General features: G+C 58.7%; 14 protein-coding genes and 1 pseudogene. 10 read left to right on the top strand and 5 right to left on the bottom strand.

The features are described from left to right. The first annotated feature begins 104 nt into the window (after positions 1–104). The 7 genes from NUH87_RS00075 to NUH87_RS00045 all read left to right on the top strand — a co-directional run bounded on the left by NUH87_RS00075 (position 105) and on the right by NUH87_RS00045 (position 8900). Entirely contained in the window at positions 105–1760 is a 1656-nt protein-coding gene (locus NUH87_RS00075; protein ID WP_338524116.1) for a bifunctional 3-(3-hydroxy-phenyl)propionate/3-hydroxycinnamic acid hydroxylase, read from the top strand. A gap of 2 nt (positions 1761–1762) precedes the next feature. Further along, complete coding sequence (locus NUH87_RS00070) at positions 1763–2449, top strand: TetR/AcrR family transcriptional regulator (protein ID WP_338524115.1); 687 nt, start codon at positions 1763–1765, stop codon at positions 2447–2449. 174 nt (positions 2450–2623) lie between these two features. Beyond that, entirely contained in the window at positions 2624–3238 is a 615-nt protein-coding gene (locus NUH87_RS00065; RefSeq protein WP_338524114.1) for a helix-turn-helix domain-containing protein, read from the top strand. Positions 3239–3324: 86 nt separating this feature from the next. Next, positions 3325–4416: a VOC family protein gene (locus NUH87_RS00060; protein WP_338524113.1), complete on the top strand. Its 1092-nt coding sequence runs from the start codon at positions 3325–3327 to the stop codon at positions 4414–4416. Positions 4417–4552: 136 nt separating this feature from the next. Then, positions 4553–5509 (top strand): fumarylacetoacetate hydrolase family protein, encoded by a 957-nt coding sequence (locus NUH87_RS00055; protein WP_338524112.1) that lies wholly within the window; start codon positions 4553–4555, stop codon positions 5507–5509. Next, positions 5509–7410 carry an acyl-CoA synthetase gene (locus NUH87_RS00050; protein ID WP_338524111.1) on the top strand — a complete coding sequence of 634 codons (1902 nt, stop codon included), beginning with the start codon at positions 5509–5511 and terminating at the stop codon, positions 7408–7410. Before NUH87_RS00055 ends, NUH87_RS00050 begins: the two co-directional genes overlap by 1 nt. Before the next feature lie 170 nt (positions 7411–7580). Next, on the top strand, positions 7581–8900 hold the full coding sequence (locus tag NUH87_RS00045) for an outer membrane protein transport protein (RefSeq protein WP_422393894.1): 1320 nt from the start codon (positions 7581–7583) through the stop codon (positions 8898–8900). 230 nt (positions 8901–9130) lie between these two features. Here NUH87_RS00045 and NUH87_RS00040 read toward each other — a convergent pair whose 3' ends face one another. Continuing rightward, a complete protein-coding gene (locus tag NUH87_RS00040; protein WP_338524110.1) occupies positions 9131–10489 on the bottom strand; it encodes an 8-oxoguanine deaminase in 1359 nt (452 codons plus the stop codon). Between the two features lie 327 nt (positions 10490–10816). Between NUH87_RS00040 and NUH87_RS00035 the strand changes: the two genes are divergently transcribed. Together NUH87_RS00035 and NUH87_RS00030 are read left to right on the top strand one after the other, a co-directional pair. Continuing rightward, positions 10817–12367: a nucleobase:cation symporter-2 family protein gene (locus NUH87_RS00035; protein WP_338524109.1), complete on the top strand. Its 1551-nt coding sequence runs from the start codon at positions 10817–10819 to the stop codon at positions 12365–12367. Between the two features lie 245 nt (positions 12368–12612). Next, positions 12613–13473: an outer membrane protein OmpK gene (locus tag NUH87_RS00030; protein WP_338524108.1), complete on the top strand. Its 861-nt coding sequence runs from the start codon at positions 12613–12615 to the stop codon at positions 13471–13473. Positions 13474–13659: 186 nt separating this feature from the next. Here the strand turns inward: NUH87_RS00030 and NUH87_RS00025 are convergent, their stop codons facing one another. Further along, the gene (locus tag NUH87_RS00025; RefSeq protein ID WP_338524107.1) at positions 13660–14556 is read right to left on the bottom strand and encodes an aminotransferase class IV; all 897 of its coding nucleotides are present in this window, start codon (positions 14554–14556) and stop codon (positions 13660–13662) included. A gap of 149 nt (positions 14557–14705) precedes the next feature. After that, positions 14706–15455 (bottom strand): SDR family NAD(P)-dependent oxidoreductase, encoded by a 750-nt coding sequence (locus NUH87_RS00020; RefSeq protein WP_338524106.1) that lies wholly within the window; start codon positions 15453–15455, stop codon positions 14706–14708. 95 nt (positions 15456–15550) lie between these two features. On the opposite strand from NUH87_RS00020, the gene NUH87_RS00015 reads away from it, so the two are divergent. After that, positions 15551–15895: a helix-turn-helix domain-containing protein gene (locus NUH87_RS00015; protein ID WP_338524105.1), complete on the top strand. Its 345-nt coding sequence runs from the start codon at positions 15551–15553 to the stop codon at positions 15893–15895. On the opposite strand, the pseudogene NUH87_RS00010 reads toward NUH87_RS00015, so the two are convergent. Both NUH87_RS00010 and NUH87_RS00005 read right to left on the bottom strand, forming a co-directional pair. Beyond that, positions 15876–15959: pseudogene (locus tag NUH87_RS00010) on the bottom strand (CopG family transcriptional regulator); the annotation flags it as partial. The gene NUH87_RS00015 and the pseudogene NUH87_RS00010 sit on opposite strands and share 20 nt — an antisense overlap. Positions 15960–15993: 34 nt before the next feature. Next, positions 15994–16914, bottom strand: coding sequence for a LysR family transcriptional regulator (locus tag NUH87_RS00005; RefSeq protein WP_338524104.1), 921 nt, complete (start codon positions 16912–16914; stop codon positions 15994–15996). Between the last annotated feature and the right edge of the window lie 58 nt (positions 16915–16972).

Below are 16972 nucleotides of genomic sequence, written 5' to 3'. Positions count from 1 at the left end.
CATCAATCAATATTGAAACAAATCTCATTTTTGCATAACCTGATGCTGCCTGAGGATGAAACGTCGCGTTTCACGACCACAAACAACCACAACAAGGGCTCGGTATGAATAACAAGAAAGCAGGCGAACTGCCGCCAAGCGCAGTCGACGTACTGATCGTGGGCTACGGCCCGGTAGGTGCAACGCTCGCGGCACTGCTGGGACGCTACGGGATAACGACGCTGGTTCTGGACAAGAGCCATGAGATCCTGCTGATGCCCCGCGCCATCGCCCTGGACAACGAGGCGTTGCGCATCCTGCAACTCGCCGGATTGACGGAGGACGCTTTCGAGAAGATCGTGATCCCCGAAGTGCGGATGCGCTCCCCGGTCCTCGGGGATTTCGGTCGCGCCAATACCACCGGATGCATTGACGGCCACCCAAAACTGGTGACCTTCTATCAGCCCGACCTTGAGCAGGCGATGCGAGGACAGGTCTCGCAGTTCGAGTCGGTGACCAGCCTGGGAGGCTTCGAACTCGAACGCCTGATCGAGGAGCCGGGCTATGTCCTCGCCTCTGTACGGGACCAGGAGGGTCAAGTCCACTCTATTCGCGCCCGGTACCTGGTGGGTGCGGATGGCGCAAGCTCCAGGGTCAGAACCTTGATTGGCCAGGACTTCGAAGGAGAGACCTATGCCGAGGACTGGCTGATTGTCGATGCCGGCAATCGGCACCATTCAGCGATCGACCATATCGAGTTCCTTTGCAATCCAGAACGCCCCACGCCGCACATGCCCGCGCCTGGCGGAAGGGAGCGCTGGGAGTTCATGCTGCAACCGGGTGAGACGCGGGAGGAGATGGAAAATCCGGAAACCATCGCCAGGCTGATTGCGCCCTGGGTCGATCCGCAACAGCTCAAGATCGAGCGCAAGGCGGTCTATCGATTCCATGCGCGTTGCTGCAACCGCTTTAGCAAGGGACGCGTCTTTCTTGCAGGCGATGCCGCCCACATCACGCCCCCTTTCGTCGGCCAGGGTCTGGTCGCCGGGCTTCGCGATGTCGCCAACCTGGCCTGGAAACTCGCCTGGGTCCTGCGCGGCCAAGCCTCGGCGTCGGTGTTGAACTCTTATGACGAAGAACGCCGGCCGCATGCAAAGGCCATGATCGACATGGCCAAGCTCATGGGGCGCCTGGTCATGCCCAGGAACAAGCTGGCGGCCTTCTTCACCCATGGCCTGATGCGCCTGCTCGCGTTGACGCCGGCCACCCGGAAATACTTCGAGGAGCTGGACATCAAACCGAAGAACATTTTCAAGAACGGCCTTTTCGCCCCCCATCGCCGCGGCGACAAACTGGTTCGCGGAGGACTCTTTCCCCAGGCCTGGGTTCGCAGCGCCCAACAACAGGTTCACCTGAGTGACGATGCGCTCGGGGACCACCTCACCCTGATCGGATTCGGCGTGGACCCGTTGTCACTGCTGTCCCCCGATCAAGTCGGCGCCTGGAAAAAAGCCGGCGGCAACTTCCTGCACATCGGCTCATGCGGTCAGCGCCCGGAGGGCGATTGCGCCTTCATCGAGGACCTGAACCATGGCCTCCTGCCGCTGGCGGCCAAGGGCACCCTGGTCGTGGTACGTCCCGACCGCCTCATCATGCACCATGCTCCCAGCGTTGAAGCCGGCCAACTGGTTCAAACCTGCATTGACCTGATGGCGAGCCATGACTCCATTGTTGATAGCGTTTCCGTTACCATCAGCGAGCCTCCCCGATTACGAGCCTGAGAATGCCCTCCTCCGCCCCAGCAGCAGAATCAGTCGCCCCCCAAGCGCTCACGCGAGGTCACAAAAAGCGTGAGCGCACCCGGCGCGGCCTGGTGGATGCAGCACGACGCCTTATCGCGCGCAAGGAGGTGGGGGAGATCGCCCTGTTCGAGGTCGCCGCGGAGGCGGAGGTCTCCAACGGCACCATCTACAACTACTTCCGCACTCGCGACGAAGTGCTCGAGGCGGTGGGCATCGCCATGGCCACCGAGTTCTCCGACACCATCTCCACCCTGAGCGCAGAGGTGCACAGCGGCGCTCAGCGGCTGTCCATCGGTGTGCGCATGTTCATCGGTCGGGCTGCCGATGACCCCCCGTGGGCCAGTGCGCTGCTGCGCATCATTCATTTCGGCCAGGCCACGCGCTCGCGATTGGCCGCCCATGTGCTGGATGACCTGCGCGAAGGGCGCCGTGAGGGCGCTTTCGTTTTCGAAGACATAGGCATCGCCCTGGACCTGGTGCTGTCATGCACGACCGGGGCAATGCGCGCCATTGTCGAGGGGCGCATGGTGGCGGAGCACGACATCCAGGTCGCCGAAATGATCCTCAAGGCTCTGGGCGCTACACCTGCGAAAGCCAGGAAAATCGCCAGCCTGCCGCTCCCCGCCCTGGCAGCGGTCGACCAGGATCCAGACGCCCTCACAAAATGAACACCAATGTTCAAAATCTCACAGGCACGACAGCCAAAAAACCAATAATCAGCCCCTATTAACGCCCGTAGATACAGGTATCCCGATAAAAAACATTCTCCAGCTCAAAAAAGTCGTTGACCATAATTGAACACGAGTGTTCAATACATTCTCAGACGAGCCTGGAGATAAAGCGTGGAATCCCTGAATCCGGTACAACGGCGCATCCATCAAGCCGCCCTTCGCCTCTTCGCCGAGCGCGGCGCCATTGACGTGAGTATCAGCGATCTTGCACTTGAGGCTGGCGTTGCTCGCGGGACGATCTACAGCAACGTGAAAAGCATGGAGCAGCTGTTCGAAGCGGTTGCGGCCCATCTCAGCGCTGAAATGCACGAACGGGTCAACAAAAGTTTCGAGACCCTCACCCACCCTGCTCACCGCCTTGCCAACGGCATCCGCTTCTTCATCCGGCGCACGCATGAGGAGCCGCAGTGGGGCACCTTCATTCATCGATTCGCGATGAGTAACGCCTCGCTACGCGAGATGTTCGCCAGCCAGGCCACGAAGGACTTGTTGGAGGGGCTTGCCAGCGGGTGCTACAGCTTCCGAGAAGAGCAACTGCTCTCGGTCATTACGCTGATCTCCAGCAGTGTACTGGGCGCGATGTTCCTGGTGCTGGAAGGTCATAGAACCTGGCGCGATGCGAGCGCCGATACTGCGGAATTCGTGCTCCGGGCACTGGGAGTGCCCGCACAGGAGGCTGGAAGATTGGCGACTGAGGAACTGCCCGCGCTCCTCGCGCTCGACTAGCCCTTCACTGCCGAGATGGTTTTCACCCCTGCTATGCATGGGGCGGGGCGCGGCTTTGCCCGAAAAAAGTTCGGAGAGGAAAAACAATGAATAATAGTACCGCAGTACCTCGACTGAAGACGCTGCAACCTGCCCGGCACCCTGCCCCGACAGTCAAGGCCCAACGTCTTACCCACCTCATCTTCGAGCGACCGGACCTTGATGACGCGGCACGCTTTCTGAGCGACTTCGGCCTGACCATCAGTCACCAGGATGCCGATACGCTTTATCTCCGGGCAGCCGACCCCACACCCTACTGCTACCGCATTCATCGGGGCGCCCAGGCACGCTTTCTCGGCTTCGGACTGGAAGTTCGCAGCGAGGCTGATCTGGATCGCCTGGCCGAGACCGAGGGGGCTTCGTCCGTCGAGCCCATCACGCATCCGGGTATCGGCAAACAGGTCCGGCTGCGGGATCCCTCCGGATTCATTGTGGAAGCCATCCATGGACAGTCCGCCAGCGATCCCCTGCCGCACAGGTCCGCTCTTGCGTTCAATCTCGCGGACAAGCAGCCACGCATCAACAAGGCTCAGCGGCCCCCGGTAGCCCCCCCGGAAGTACTGCGCCTCGGCCATGTCGTCATCGAGGTTGCCGATTACCAAGCCACCTGCGCCTGGTATACGCAGCATTTCGGACTGATTCCCAGCGATATACAGGTTCTCCCGGATGGCACCCCCATCGTCACGTTCATGCGCCTGGACCGCGGCGAGATTCCGACGGACCACCACACCCTCGCCATTGCCCAGGGGTTCACGGCGACCTACAGCCACAGCGCCTATGAGCTGGTCGATGCCGATGCCGTGGGCATGGGTCAGCGCGTCCTGCGGGAGCAAGGCTGGCAGCACTCATGGGGCATCGGCCGGCACATCCTGGGTAGCCAGATCTTCGACTACTGGCAGGACCCGTGGGGTGACAAGCACGAGCACTACTGTGACGGCGACCTCTTCACCGCCACGCAGCCCACCGGCATTCATGCGGTCAGCCGCGAGGCCATGGCGCAATGGGGGCAACGCATGCCCAAGAGCTTCACGCAGCCAAAGCTGACGCTGGTCAATCTGCGCGCGCTGATTCGCAATCTGCGACACAGCCCGGACTTGACGCTACGCAAGCTCATGACGCTTTTCCGCCTGTTCGGATAAGACCGTCTGCCCGGTGCGCTGCGCGTGCAGCCGGTGCGCTGGAGCAAGCTGCGCGTGCGCCCCCCTGCCCCAGATTGGCCCAGTACAACAACTCCGCCCGACAAAACGGGCGAACGATGCTTCAGGAGTGCCTTCAATGCCCGCTGTCCATATTGTCCGCTTCGAATATCAAGATGCCGTCCGCTGGGGGGTCATACGTCAGAACCTGATCACGCCGATTCCAGGAGACTTTGCCACGACCGGCGAGTTCATCGGCCAGAACAGTATCGACGACCTGCTTCAACTGAAGGGCGTCGAGCTGGCCGAGAACGAAGTCAAACTGCTGTCCCCGGTAACCCGTAATCAGCAGTTCGTTTGCCAGGGCGCCAACTACCGCCAGCACATGATCGAGTCGGGCATGGACCCCGATGCGAAGAACTTCAACATGATCTTCACCAAAGCGACGAGCTGCCTGGTGGCGGCGGACAGCGACTTGATCAAGCCGCGCAATGTGCGCTTCCTGGACTACGAAATCGAACTGGGCCTGGTGATGAAACGCGCGATCACCGGCCCCGTTTCCGTCACCGACGACAACCTGCATGAGTTCGTCGCCGGCGTCGTCATCGTCAACGACTACTCGGCCCGTGACATCCAGATTCCCCAGATGCAGTTCTACAAAGGCAAGAGCTTCCGTACCTTTGGCCCGGTCGGCCCCTACCTCTGCCTGCTGGGCCCCCAGGACATGCATTACCTGAAGGCGCTGCAACTGCGCCTGACAGTCAACGGCCAGGTGCGCCAAAGCGACAGTACCGCCAACCTGGTCTACGGCCCCGCGGAAACCCTGACAGAGCTTTCATCCGTCCAGGATCTTGCCCCAGGCGACCTGCTTGCCACCGGCACGCCGGCTGGCTGCGCGCTGAGCGTCCCCTCCCCTGGCAAGCAACGTATCGCGGCCCTGCTACCGGAAGCCAGCAAGTGGAAAATGTTCCTCAAGGTCCAGGAGAAGCGCTCTCAATATCTCAAGCCAGGTGACAGGGTCGAGGCACATATTCGTAGCACCGACGGCTTGATCGACCTGGGCGTCCAGCGCAACCGGGTAGTGGGAGAACTCTGATGACCGTGCAGAGCCTGGCAGACATCAGCAACCTCGAACAAATGCCACTTTCGCAGCGAGGTTTGGCGCCGAGCACCTATGAAGCCTTGCGCCGTGCCGCAGAACGCAATCCTCAAGCGCCAGCGCTGAGCTTCTTTCCTGACGCTACCCACTTCACGCGTACCTTCGAATGGAACTATGCCCAGCTCTTCGCGCAAATCACCCGCGCGGCGAATGCCTTCCACGACCTGGGCATCGTCCCGGGAGAAGTCCTCGCGTTCATCCTGCCCAATCTGCCAGAGACCCATTTCACCATCTGGGGTGGTGAAGCGGCGGGCATTGTCATGGCAATCAACCCACTGCTGGAAGCGAAGCAGATCGCCAGCTTGCTGCGCTCGGCCAAAGCCTCCGTGCTGGTGACGCTGGCGCCGAGCCTGGATAACACCCTGTGGGCCAAGTTGGCCGACCCGTTGAACGACCTGCCCGGAATCAGACACATCGTCTGGGTCAGCACAGAGCCCTATGCCAGCGAGCTTGAACGCGACACCCTCAGAACCTTGGCGCAGAAGGAACGAGCCCTTCACAGCCATACCGTGATCCACGACTTGCACACGCTGATGGCGGCCCAGCCAGAGACTCACCTCAAGAGCGCTAGGCAAATCCGCCCTGAAGAACGCTCTTCCTACTTCTGTACCGGGGGCACCACCGGGCTACCCAAGATTGCCGCACGCACCCATGGCTCGGAAGTGTTCAACGCCTGGTCCATGGCGACACATTTACAGCCACGCAGCAACGGCCAGGTCATCTTTTGCGGCCTGCCGCTCTTCCATGTCAACGGACAACTGGTCACGGGACTGATGCCCTGGACCCAGGGTGATCATGTCATCCTGGGTACGGCACAGGGCTACCGGGATCCCGGGGTCATCCCGAACTTCTGGGCAATGGTCGAGCATTTCGGTATCAATTTCTTTTCCGGCGTGCCCACTGTTTATGCGGCACTGCTGAAAAACGATCCGCGCGATCATGATCTGTCCAGCCTGCGCTATGCACTGTGTGGCGCTGCCCCCATGCCGGTAGAGCTATTTCGAGAGTTCGAGCGCCAGACCGGGGTACGGGTCCTCGAAGGTTACGGACTCACAGAGGGCGCCTGTGTTTCCTGCGTCAATCCTCCCCATGGCGAGCGACGTATTGGCTCCGTTGGGATACGCCTGGCGTACCAGGACATGCGCGTGGTGCTGTTGAATGATGCCGGAGAGTATCTGCGCGACGCGAGCATCGACGAAGTCGGCGTGATCACGATCACCGGTCCCAACCTGTTCGACGGTTATCTGGAGGAGAACCACAACCAGGGACTGTGGATCGATATCGACAACCGACGCTGGCTGAATACGGGCGACCTGGGCCGCCAGGATACGCAGGGCTACTTCTGGCTGACCGGGCGCAAAAAGGAATTGATCATTCGCGGCGGGCACAATATCGACCCCAAGCAAATCGAGGAGGCCTTGCAGGCACACCCTGCGATTGCACTGGCTGCCGCCATTGGTAGTCCTGACGCCCATTCCGGGGAGGTACCCGTCGCCTATGTCCAATTGAAGCCCGGACAATTCTGCAGCTCCGAAGAACTGTTGGCGTTCGCCAAACTCAGCATCAGCGAGCGCGCCGCCATCCCCAAACGCATTGAAATACTGGAGGCGCTCCCCCTGACCGCGGTAGGCAAGATATTCAAACCCGCCCTGCAGCAACGAGAGGTCGCCAGCGCCGTGCGGCAGGAGATCGAACACCTTGGACTCTCCGGCATTGCAGTCGACGTCGTGCAAGACAATAACCGAGGACTTTTGGTTCGCATCCGAGCCGGAACTCACCAGAAAGTGCTTGCCCCTCTCCTGGGGTGTTACAGCTTTCAAGTTGACTGGGTTGACTGAAAACAAGTCCAACTCTGCAATCCCGAGTAATACCCCCTGACACTGAGCTGCCAGGGTTTATCAAGCAATAGATCAAATCCGACTTCCACCCAGAAGTGCACGGAAAGGCGAAGCCTTGCCTGCGTCATCTGCCTGATGCAATCGACAAAAACAATAACGAGGTAAACATCATGAATCAGAAGCGTCGCGTAGCACCTTGTCTGGGCACTCATCAAACGCCCATTAGTTGGCTCAAACTGGTTTATACCGTTGCCATGATCGGCACGTCGACAACGGCACTGGCCAATGGCATTACGCTCAATGAACAAAGCACCAGCAGTGCCGGGACCGCCTATGCGGGACGCTCGTCATCCGCGCTGGACGCCAGCACGATATACGGGAATCCCGCGGGACTGACCAAGTTGCCTCGCAGCGAACTGAGCGGCGGGATCTCGGTCCTCTCGATCAAGGACAACATCAGCGACGTCCAGAGCAATGCCACAGGAACGAGCAGGGGCAACTCCGTCCCCTTGGCCGCCGTTCCCTTCGCCTATTTTTCAACACCCCTTGACGACCGTTTCTCGGCGGGCCTGGGGCTCTATGTTCCGTTCGGCCTGGTCAACAATTATGAGAGCAGCTTCCAAGGCCGCTATTTTGGCGCCTATAGCAAGACCGAGGCGATCACCCTGCAACCTACCCTCGCCTTCCGAGTCAATGATTACATCTCTATTGGTGGCGGCCCGACGCTGAACCGCTTCGATGCAAAGCTCCAGAACAATCTGGCCACCGGCGCCTTGAACAACGGCAAAGAGACATTGGTCACCATCAAGGGAGATGACACGGCCATTGGTTATAACCTTGGCGTCCTGTTTGACTTGAACGATACAACCCGCTGGGGCGTGACTTATCATTCGAAGGTCAGCTATGACCTCAAAGGACAAACCGAGGTTGCCGATGCACCCGCAGCGCTCGGCCTGAACGGAAAATATAACGCCACGATAGCGCTTGATACGCCTGAATCACTGGACACCTCCATTACCCATCATTTCAATGATCGCTGGAGCGGATACCTGAGCACCGTCTGGACACGCTGGAGCCGTCTCGAGAAGTTCGAGGCCATCAATAGCGGTGTTTCCGCGGCTGGGCAGAGTTTCGGCCTAGGCAGTGTCGGTGAGACACTGAACTGGCACGACACCTGGGCTGGCGCGGTCGGTACATCCTATCAACTTGACCGGCAGTGGTTGCTGCGCGCCGGTTACTCCTACGACCCCTCCCCCGTTCAAAATGCGGACCGCAGCGTGCGAATCCCGGTTGGCAACCGCAACACCTTGACCCTGGGCGCAGGTTATTCGCCGAATGCCGATATAACCATAGACGTTGCTTATGCTTATATCTGGGACTCCACCGCCTCGGTAAGACAGTCGAATAACTCAGGCCTTCAACCGAGCTATAGTGCCGAATACGATAACAGTGCCAATGAGTTGTCGGTGCAGTTGACCTATCGCTACTGATCGACAATAGCTCTGTTTTTTACCTGTCGGTGTTTCTCGGCCATCAGGCCCGCGTCGAGGGATTGCGCAGCTATCTGGCGGCGCAATCCCTCGACGCGGGTGTCAAACCATCATCAGAAAATGCTCACTTCAGGCTCCTTGCCATGAACATAGGTGGTGTGTGGCGATTCTGCGAGTATTGAGTGGTCAAGTCCATGCAATGGCAAGGACTTGACCACGATGGCATCCGGTCAGACGCCGGCGATCAACTGCCGCGCCGCCTGACTGTGATCGGCAATCAAACCTTTCAGATCCAGTCCTTCGACTTGCCCGTCGATCACTCGCCATTTGCCGCCGACCATCACCCGATCCGCGCGGTCAGCGCCACACAGCAGCAGCGCCGAGATCGGGTCATGGCTGCCGGAGAAGCGCAGTTCATCGAGTTTGAACAATGCCAGGTCCGCCTGTTTGCCCACCGCCAGTTCGCCGATATCGCTGCGACCGAGCAGCTTCGCCGAACCCTGGGTCGCCCATCCGAGCACCCGCTCCGGGGTGATTTTCTCCGCGCCATAACGCAGCCGTTGCAGGTACAACGCCTGGCGGGTTTCGAGGATCATGTTCGAGGCATCATTGGATGCCGAACCATCGACGCCCAATCCCAGCGGTGCGCCGGCAGCAGTCAGCTCCAGCGTAGGACAGATGCCCGACGCCAGGCGCATGTTTGAGCTCGGGCAATGGCAAATACCGGTGCCCGCCGCGCCGAGACGGGCGATTTCGTCGGGGTTGAAGTGAATGCCGTGGGCCAGCCAGGTGCGCGGGCCGAGCCAGCCGACGCTATCCAGATAATCCACGGTGCGCAGACCGAAGCGTTGCAGGCAGAAGTCTTCTTCGTCGAGGGTTTCGGCCAGGTGGGTGTGCAGGCGCACATCGAGCTTGTTCGCCAGCTCGGCGCTGGCCGACATGATTTGCGGCGTGACCGAGAACGGCGAGCAAGGTGCCAATGCAATCTGGATTTGTGCACCTTCGCCACGTTCGTGGTATTCGGCGATCAGGCGCTGGCTGTCGGCGAGAATCACCTCCCCTTGCTGCACGGTTTGCTGTGGCGGCAGGCCTCCATCCTTTTCGCCGAGGCTCATCGAGCCCCGGGTCAACATGGCGCGCATGCCGAGCTCACGGACGCTATCGACCTGCACGTCGATGGCGTTTTCCAGCCCCTCGGGAAACAAGTAATGGTGGTCGGCGGCAGTGGTGCACCCCGACAGCAAGAGTTCGGCCAAGGCAACTTTGGTCGCCAGCGCGAGTTTTTCCGGTGTCAGTCGGGCCCAGACCGGGTAGAGGGTTTTCAGCCAGGGGAACAGCGGCTGATTGACCACCGGTGCCCAGGCGCGGGTCAGGGTTTGATAGAAGTGATGGTGGGTGTTGATCAGCCCCGGCAAGAGCACGTGCTCGCGGGCATCGAAGACCTGTCCACAGGGCGTCACGGGTGATTGGCCTTGCTTGAGCACTTCGACGATCAAGCCGTCTTGCAGTACCAGGCCGCCACGGGCATCGAGGTCGTTAGCCGTGAAGATTGCGAGGGGATTTTTTAACCAGGTACGGGTCGCAGGCATTTGCCGGCTCCTCTGAAAGTTGGGTTCAGGTTCGCCAGCTCAGTGTTGCCCTGTCTGCTGATCCAGGGTCGCCGCGGGGGACGAGTGCGAAGTTTCGATCAAAAGCGCTTTTCAGGCAAGTGTCGCTCCCTCAAGAGCAGATCAAGCGATCTGCTCTTTTTTTGGATGGGCTGTAGCGGCGTCGGGGCGCGTAATAGGCAGCTTGAACGGGGCCGAGGTGGATGCTTGTCGATCCTGCGACTCACAAATTGTATACAATCATATGGACATTTGTCTTGAGCATTGAATACAGTGTGCGCATAACAAAAAACCAGGGAATCCCCCACGATGAAAACGCCCTCCGCTTCACACCAACGGCCCGAGGATGAAAACCTCGGGGTCGGCGCGAATATGGTTTACGGCCTGCAACACGTTCTGACCATGTATGGCGGTATCGTTGCAGTCCCCCTGATCATCGGCCAGGCGGCCGGGCTTTCTCCGGCAGATATTGGTCTGTTGATTGCGGCATCGCTGTTTGCGGGGGGCCTGGCGACATTACTGCAAACCCTCGGCCTGCCGTTTTTCGGTTGTCAGTTGCCGCTGGTGCAAGGTGTTTCGTTTTCGGGTGTCGCGACCATGGTGGCGATTGTCAGCAGCGCTGGTGAGGGCGGATTTCAGTCAATTCTGGGAGCGGTGATCGCCGCCTCTTTGATCGGTTTGTTGATCACGCCGGTGTTCTCCCGAATTACCAAGTTCTTCCCACCCTTGGTCACCGGCATCGTGATCACCACCATCGGCCTGACGCTGATGCCGGTGGCCGCGCGCTGGGCCATGGGTGGCAACAGTCACGCCGAGAGCTTCGGCAGCATGGCGAACATCGGGCTGGCGGCATTGACGCTGAGCCTGGTGCTGATGCTGAGCAAGATCGGCAGTGCCACGATCTCCCGTTTGTCGATCCTGCTGGCCATGGTGATCGGCACCGTGATCGCGGCGTTCCTCGGCATGGCAGACTTTTCAACGGTCACTCAAGGGCCGATGCTTGGCTTCCCGACACCGTTCCACTTCGGCATGCCGACCTTTCACTTCGCCGCGATTCTGTCGATGTGCATCGTGATCATGGTGACACTGGTGGAAACCTCCGCAGACATCCTGGCGGTCGGTGAAATCATCGGCACCAAGGTGGACTCCAAGCGTCTGGGCAATGGTCTGCGGGCCGACATGCTGTCGAGCATGATCGCGCCGATCTTCGGCTCCTTCACGCAAAGTGCCTTCGCCCAGAACGTCGGGCTGGTGGCGGTAACCGGGATCAAAAGTCGGTACGTGGTGGCCACGGGCGGTGTGTTCCTGGTAGTGCTCGGCCTGTTGCCGGTAATGGGGCGAGTGATCGCCGCCGTGCCGACTCCCGTCCTCGGCGGCGCCGGTATCGTGCTGTTCGGCACGGTGGCGGCGAGTGGTATCCGTGCGCTGTCCAAAGTCGATTACCGCAATAACGTGAACCTGATCATCGTCGCTACTTCCATCGGCTTCGGCATGATCCCCATCGCGGCCCCCAACTTCTACGATCACTTCCCCAGTTGGTTCGCGACCATCTTCCACTCCGGCATCAGCTCGTCGGCCATCATGGCGATCATGCTCAACTTTCTCTTCAACCACTTCACCGCCGGCAACTCGGACCAGCAGTCGGTATTTGCCGCCGGCACCGAGCGGACCTTGCGCTTCCAGGACTTGGCGGCGCTGCGTGAAGGCGACTACTTCGCCGACGGCAAACTGCACGACTGCGACGGAAAAGAGATTGCCCTGGTGAGCGACGTGGCGGAGGTGCACCACTCCCATCACCCAACCGATGCGCAAGCAACAAGTACCACCGATAGCACTCGTGCCAGCATTGATTCAGCCTGAATACGGTCACGCACCGCTCGATAGTTTGAACACGATACAGCGAGCCCGTGAGGCAATGGCCTTGCGGGCATAAGAAACCTTGATTACGAAACAGCACACTCGCTGTGACAGGGGTGAGTGCGCTCTGAAATCGAGTAGGGAATGGGGCCCCAACCTGCTCAGACTATTTGTACAGCTGCGAGATCACCTCGGCACCTATAAAAACAGTCCTGTTAGCCGACAGGGACGACCACTCAAGGAAATAGATGATGCAGAGCCGCAAGTTGCTTGTCCGCCAGACGTTGACCATCAGTGCCCTGTTGTTGAGTGCGGCCACTTCAGTACAGGCGGCTGATTGGAGCGACAACGCTATTAGTTACTGGTATGGCACCCGCTTCGCGGAGCCGGGTATCGATGGCCCAATAGCCAAGAACATCGTCGAGTTCACTCATGTTGACGGGTACAAATACGGCAGCAACTTCCTTGACGTACAGGTGCTCTTTTCCGATAAAAAAGATCCGGCCGACGGTGGCGGCAACGGCGCTACCGAAGTGTATGCGATATATCGCCATCAACTTTCACTCAACAAAATTTCCGGCAAGGACTTCAAGTGGGGCCCCGTCAGGGACTGGTCACTCTCGGGCGGCTTCGACTGGAACACCAAAAACACTGCTTTCGCGCCGGCAAAACGCATGCTCGTCATCGGTCCGACTATCAATTTCGATGTCCCGGGTTTCTGGGACTTGAGTGTGATGTACCGCTCCGAGCGCAACCACAATGGCTTGTCGTCCGCCCAGGAGCACGATGTCCGCTTCAACGACACTTATTACCTGGAAACCGCCTGGGGCATTCCATTCCAGCTCGGTTCGGTACCGCTCAAATTCAAGGGCTTTGCCAACTTCATCCCCCCCAAGGGTAAGGACGGCTTCGGTAACGACACCGTAAGCGAGACGCTTGTACACGCCAGCTTGCTAGTGGACGTGGGCAAGCTCACTTTCGGCAAGAAAGATACCTTCTTTGCCGGGGTGGGTTACGAATATTGGAAGAACAAGTTCGGTAACAACTCTGCCTACACACCTGGCACCGAGGCCAACACGCCGTTTCTCAACCTGGAGTGGCATCTGTAAGCCTCCAATCAGAAGGCACACTGCCTGACACAAACCATTTTGTGTTCCCCGCGTGAGCGAGGATGAGCGGCAGCGGCTTCAAAGGATTTCGTACAGAGCCTAAAACTGGAAACAACAGGGCAAAAAAAGCCACTCATCTGAGTGGCTTTTTTCTGATTTCCGCTTACTGACGCCGCGGTTCCTATTTCAGTAAGCAGGAGTGGAATATCGAGGATCAGAATGGGCTTTCCAGTACGCATCGATCATTGTTTGGGTGGTCGGTCCAATCGCGCCGTCACCTACGAACATTCCATCCACCTGCGTGACCGGCATGATGCCCCCGGCGGTGCTGGTAATAAAAATTTCCTGGGCGTTACGCAGTTCTTGTACCGTTAACTCACGCTCAGCAACTTCGATACCCTTTTCGTGAGCGAGGTCGATGGTAGTCCTACGCGTAATTCCCATGAGAATGCCCTTCGCGGGTGTGACCAATTTGCCTTTGACGAGCGCGAAAATGTTAAACCCTGGCCCTTCCACTACGTTCCCTTTGCCATCGACCAGCACCGCTGTGTCTTGATCGCGCTCATAGGCGGCAAATAACCCTCTGGTCAGGTCCATCCAGTGGTAGTTTTTGATTGTCGGGTCCACGGCGGCCGGATCGATTCGCTGGACGTCGGAGATGTGCAGCTTCAAGCCCTCGGCACGCTGTCGTTCATTGGCGATCCAGGAAAATGGTACTGCAAAGGCAAAGAACTGATTGACGCAGTCACGCGGGTCCCGTGAGCCGGGCTTGGGAACACCTCGTGTGCAGACCATTTCTACGTAGGCATGGTGGAGGCCGCTAAGTCGGACGCAGCGAATCAAGATGTCCTTCAACTGGTTGGCGTTATAGTTGATGTTCATCTGCAACCGAGCCATGCCGCTCTCAAATCTCTTAATGTGGTCGTCTAGTCGGAAAAATGCTCCGTCATAGACATGCACCACATCATAGGTTGCGTCCGAATGGAGCAGCCCCCAATCAAGTACTGAGATCTTGGCTTCACTGATGGGAACGATTTTTTCGTCGATAAAGGCCACACCTGACAAGTAGGCGTTCTGGGTCATAAAAGCGCTCCTGAATGCAGCGATGTAAGCGTTTCAGATTGAGATGGGTACCGAGTGACCTTCTTTCACTTCATATCAGGCGCTGGTTCAGGCCTAAGGGGACCAGCATACCCATCCCATGACAGCTGGACTCCATGCAGGTGCTTGCGTCAGATCTGTGCCGACCCGCCATCAACAAACAGTTCACTGCCGTTCACGAAAGAACTCTCGTCTGAGGCCAGGAACAATGCGGCATTGGCAGTCTCTTCTGGGCGTGCCAGGCGGCCCAGCGGAGTGGTGCTTTCGACGAACTGAATCATTTCCCGGTTAGCCTGTTCATCGGTCGCCAGATCGTGCCATCCGGGAGTCGATGTGGCGCCGGGCACCAGTACGTTGACGCGAATCTTGCGCGGCGCCAAATCCAAGATCCAGTTACGAGCGAAGTTACGAATCGCTGCCTTTGAAGCCCCGTAGACGCTGAAAGCTGGCGTGCCGGTGATCTGTGTGGTCGAGCCGGTCAAAATTACCGAAGCCCCGTCCTTGAGCAGCGGAAGGGCCTTCTGCACAGTGAACAGGGTGCCCTTTACGTTGGTAGCAAACGTGGAATCGAATTGCTCTTCGGTGATTTGCCCGAGCGGCGCGAAGCTTCCACCGCCTGCGTTGGCAAACAACACGTCGATGGAGCCAGCCTCACGTTTCACGATCTCATACAGGCGATCCAGATCCGCCAGATTGGAGACATCGGCCTGGATTCCTCGAGCCTTACTGCCAACTTCAGCCACTGCCGCGTCCAACTCTTTTTGTCGCCGACCGCACATGAACACCGTCGCGCCTTCGGCTGCAAAACGCTTGGCTGTCGCCAGGCCGATCCCACTATTGGCGCCGGTGATGACAGCGATCTTTCCAGTCAACTTGCTCATTTCGTTCTCCGGTTTTTTTGAACTCCGGTCGAGTCTGCACTGATACATTCTGTTATGGTAGTACCTACCTAAAGGTGCGTACCAGGATTATGACTATGAGCTCGATAGAAAAAGATTGCGGCTTGGAAGTGGCGTTGTCGGTGGTCGGCGGCAAATGGAAACCCATCGTACTGTTCCACCTCAACGGAGGCCCGCGCCGGTATGGTGAACTTAAACGTCTGGTGACCGGCATCAGCGAAAAGGTATTGATCCAGCAACTGCGTGAACTGGCTAGGGACGGGATCATCCAGCGACGTGACTATCAGGAGGTGCCGCCTCGGGTTGACTATGAAATCACTGAGTTTGGGCAGTCACTCTCAGCCGCATTGGTGCCGCTCTGTGATTGGGGCACAGCCAATCGTGCCCGGGTACAGGAGTTATTGCGAGCGCCTCTTGCTTGAAGCCTTCCCGGGCCTCTTCACGTTCCACATACTGAGAGAGGGCTTCACGCACGATCCACGCCGAGCGCCCGCCACTGCTGGATGCGGTGCTTCAACTCCTACCTTGCGGGCTGCACGCAGCTTGCGGCAAGCCTCTCACAACGCTCCTGCAAAAAACTTCGCAACTGCGTGATCACCGGCGTCAGTCGGGAACGATGGGCGCAAATAAGATGCAGGGGCGAAGGTTCGCAATAACTGCTGGGGAATACATCGACAAGCCGTCCAGCGAGCAAGTCGGGGATCAGGTCCAGACGAGATTTGTAAACCAGTCCCTTCCCCGCGATCGCCCAGCGGCGAACAGCATCGGCATCATCACTGATGCGGTCACCGGAAACGGCCACTGTTCTTTCCCCCTCGGGCAGGGTGAAACGCCATCGCTCGTGCACCTGCTCACTCCACACGAAACGCAGGCAGTTGTGCTGACGCAGGTCATCGACACTCTTCGGCAGGCCATGCCGTTTCAGGTATTCCGGAGAGGCACACAATGCGCGGCGATTGTTCTCGACCAACGGCAAGGCGACCAACGATGAATCGGCCAGCGCGCCGTAGCGTACGACGGCGTCGAGGGGCTGGCGCATCAAGTCGGCTGCGCGATCACTCATCCGCACATACAGCGAAAGCCTGGGATGCTGGTGTTGAAATTCATCCATCCAGGCCAGCATCAGATTCCGGCCGAAATCGGAAGGCACCGACAGCCTGAGAGGCCCCGACAGCTCACAATGGTCGTACGCCAACGCCGCGCGCCCCTGCCGTTGCGCCTCCAGCAAGGCCAGTGCGTGGGGTAAAAACCGTTCACCATCTTCGGACAATTGCAGGCTACGCGTCGATCGCGTGAACAAGCGCGTGTTCAATTCCTTTTCCAGCCGCTGCACGGCAGCACTGGCCAGGCCCGGTGAAATGTTCAACTGACGTGCTGCCTCAGAGAAGCTCACAGACTCAACTGATCGAGCGAAAATTTCCACATCATCCAATCGAATCATTTTCTTGAAATCGCAGAAAGTGTTATAGGCAGAGACCTATTTTTCCTCAGATACAGGA

This window comes from Pseudomonas batumici, assembly GCF_036585405.1.
Classification (GTDB): Bacteria; Pseudomonadota; Gammaproteobacteria; order Pseudomonadales; family Pseudomonadaceae; genus Aquipseudomonas; species Aquipseudomonas batumici.
This window is presented reverse-complemented; position numbering and strand designations above follow the sequence as displayed.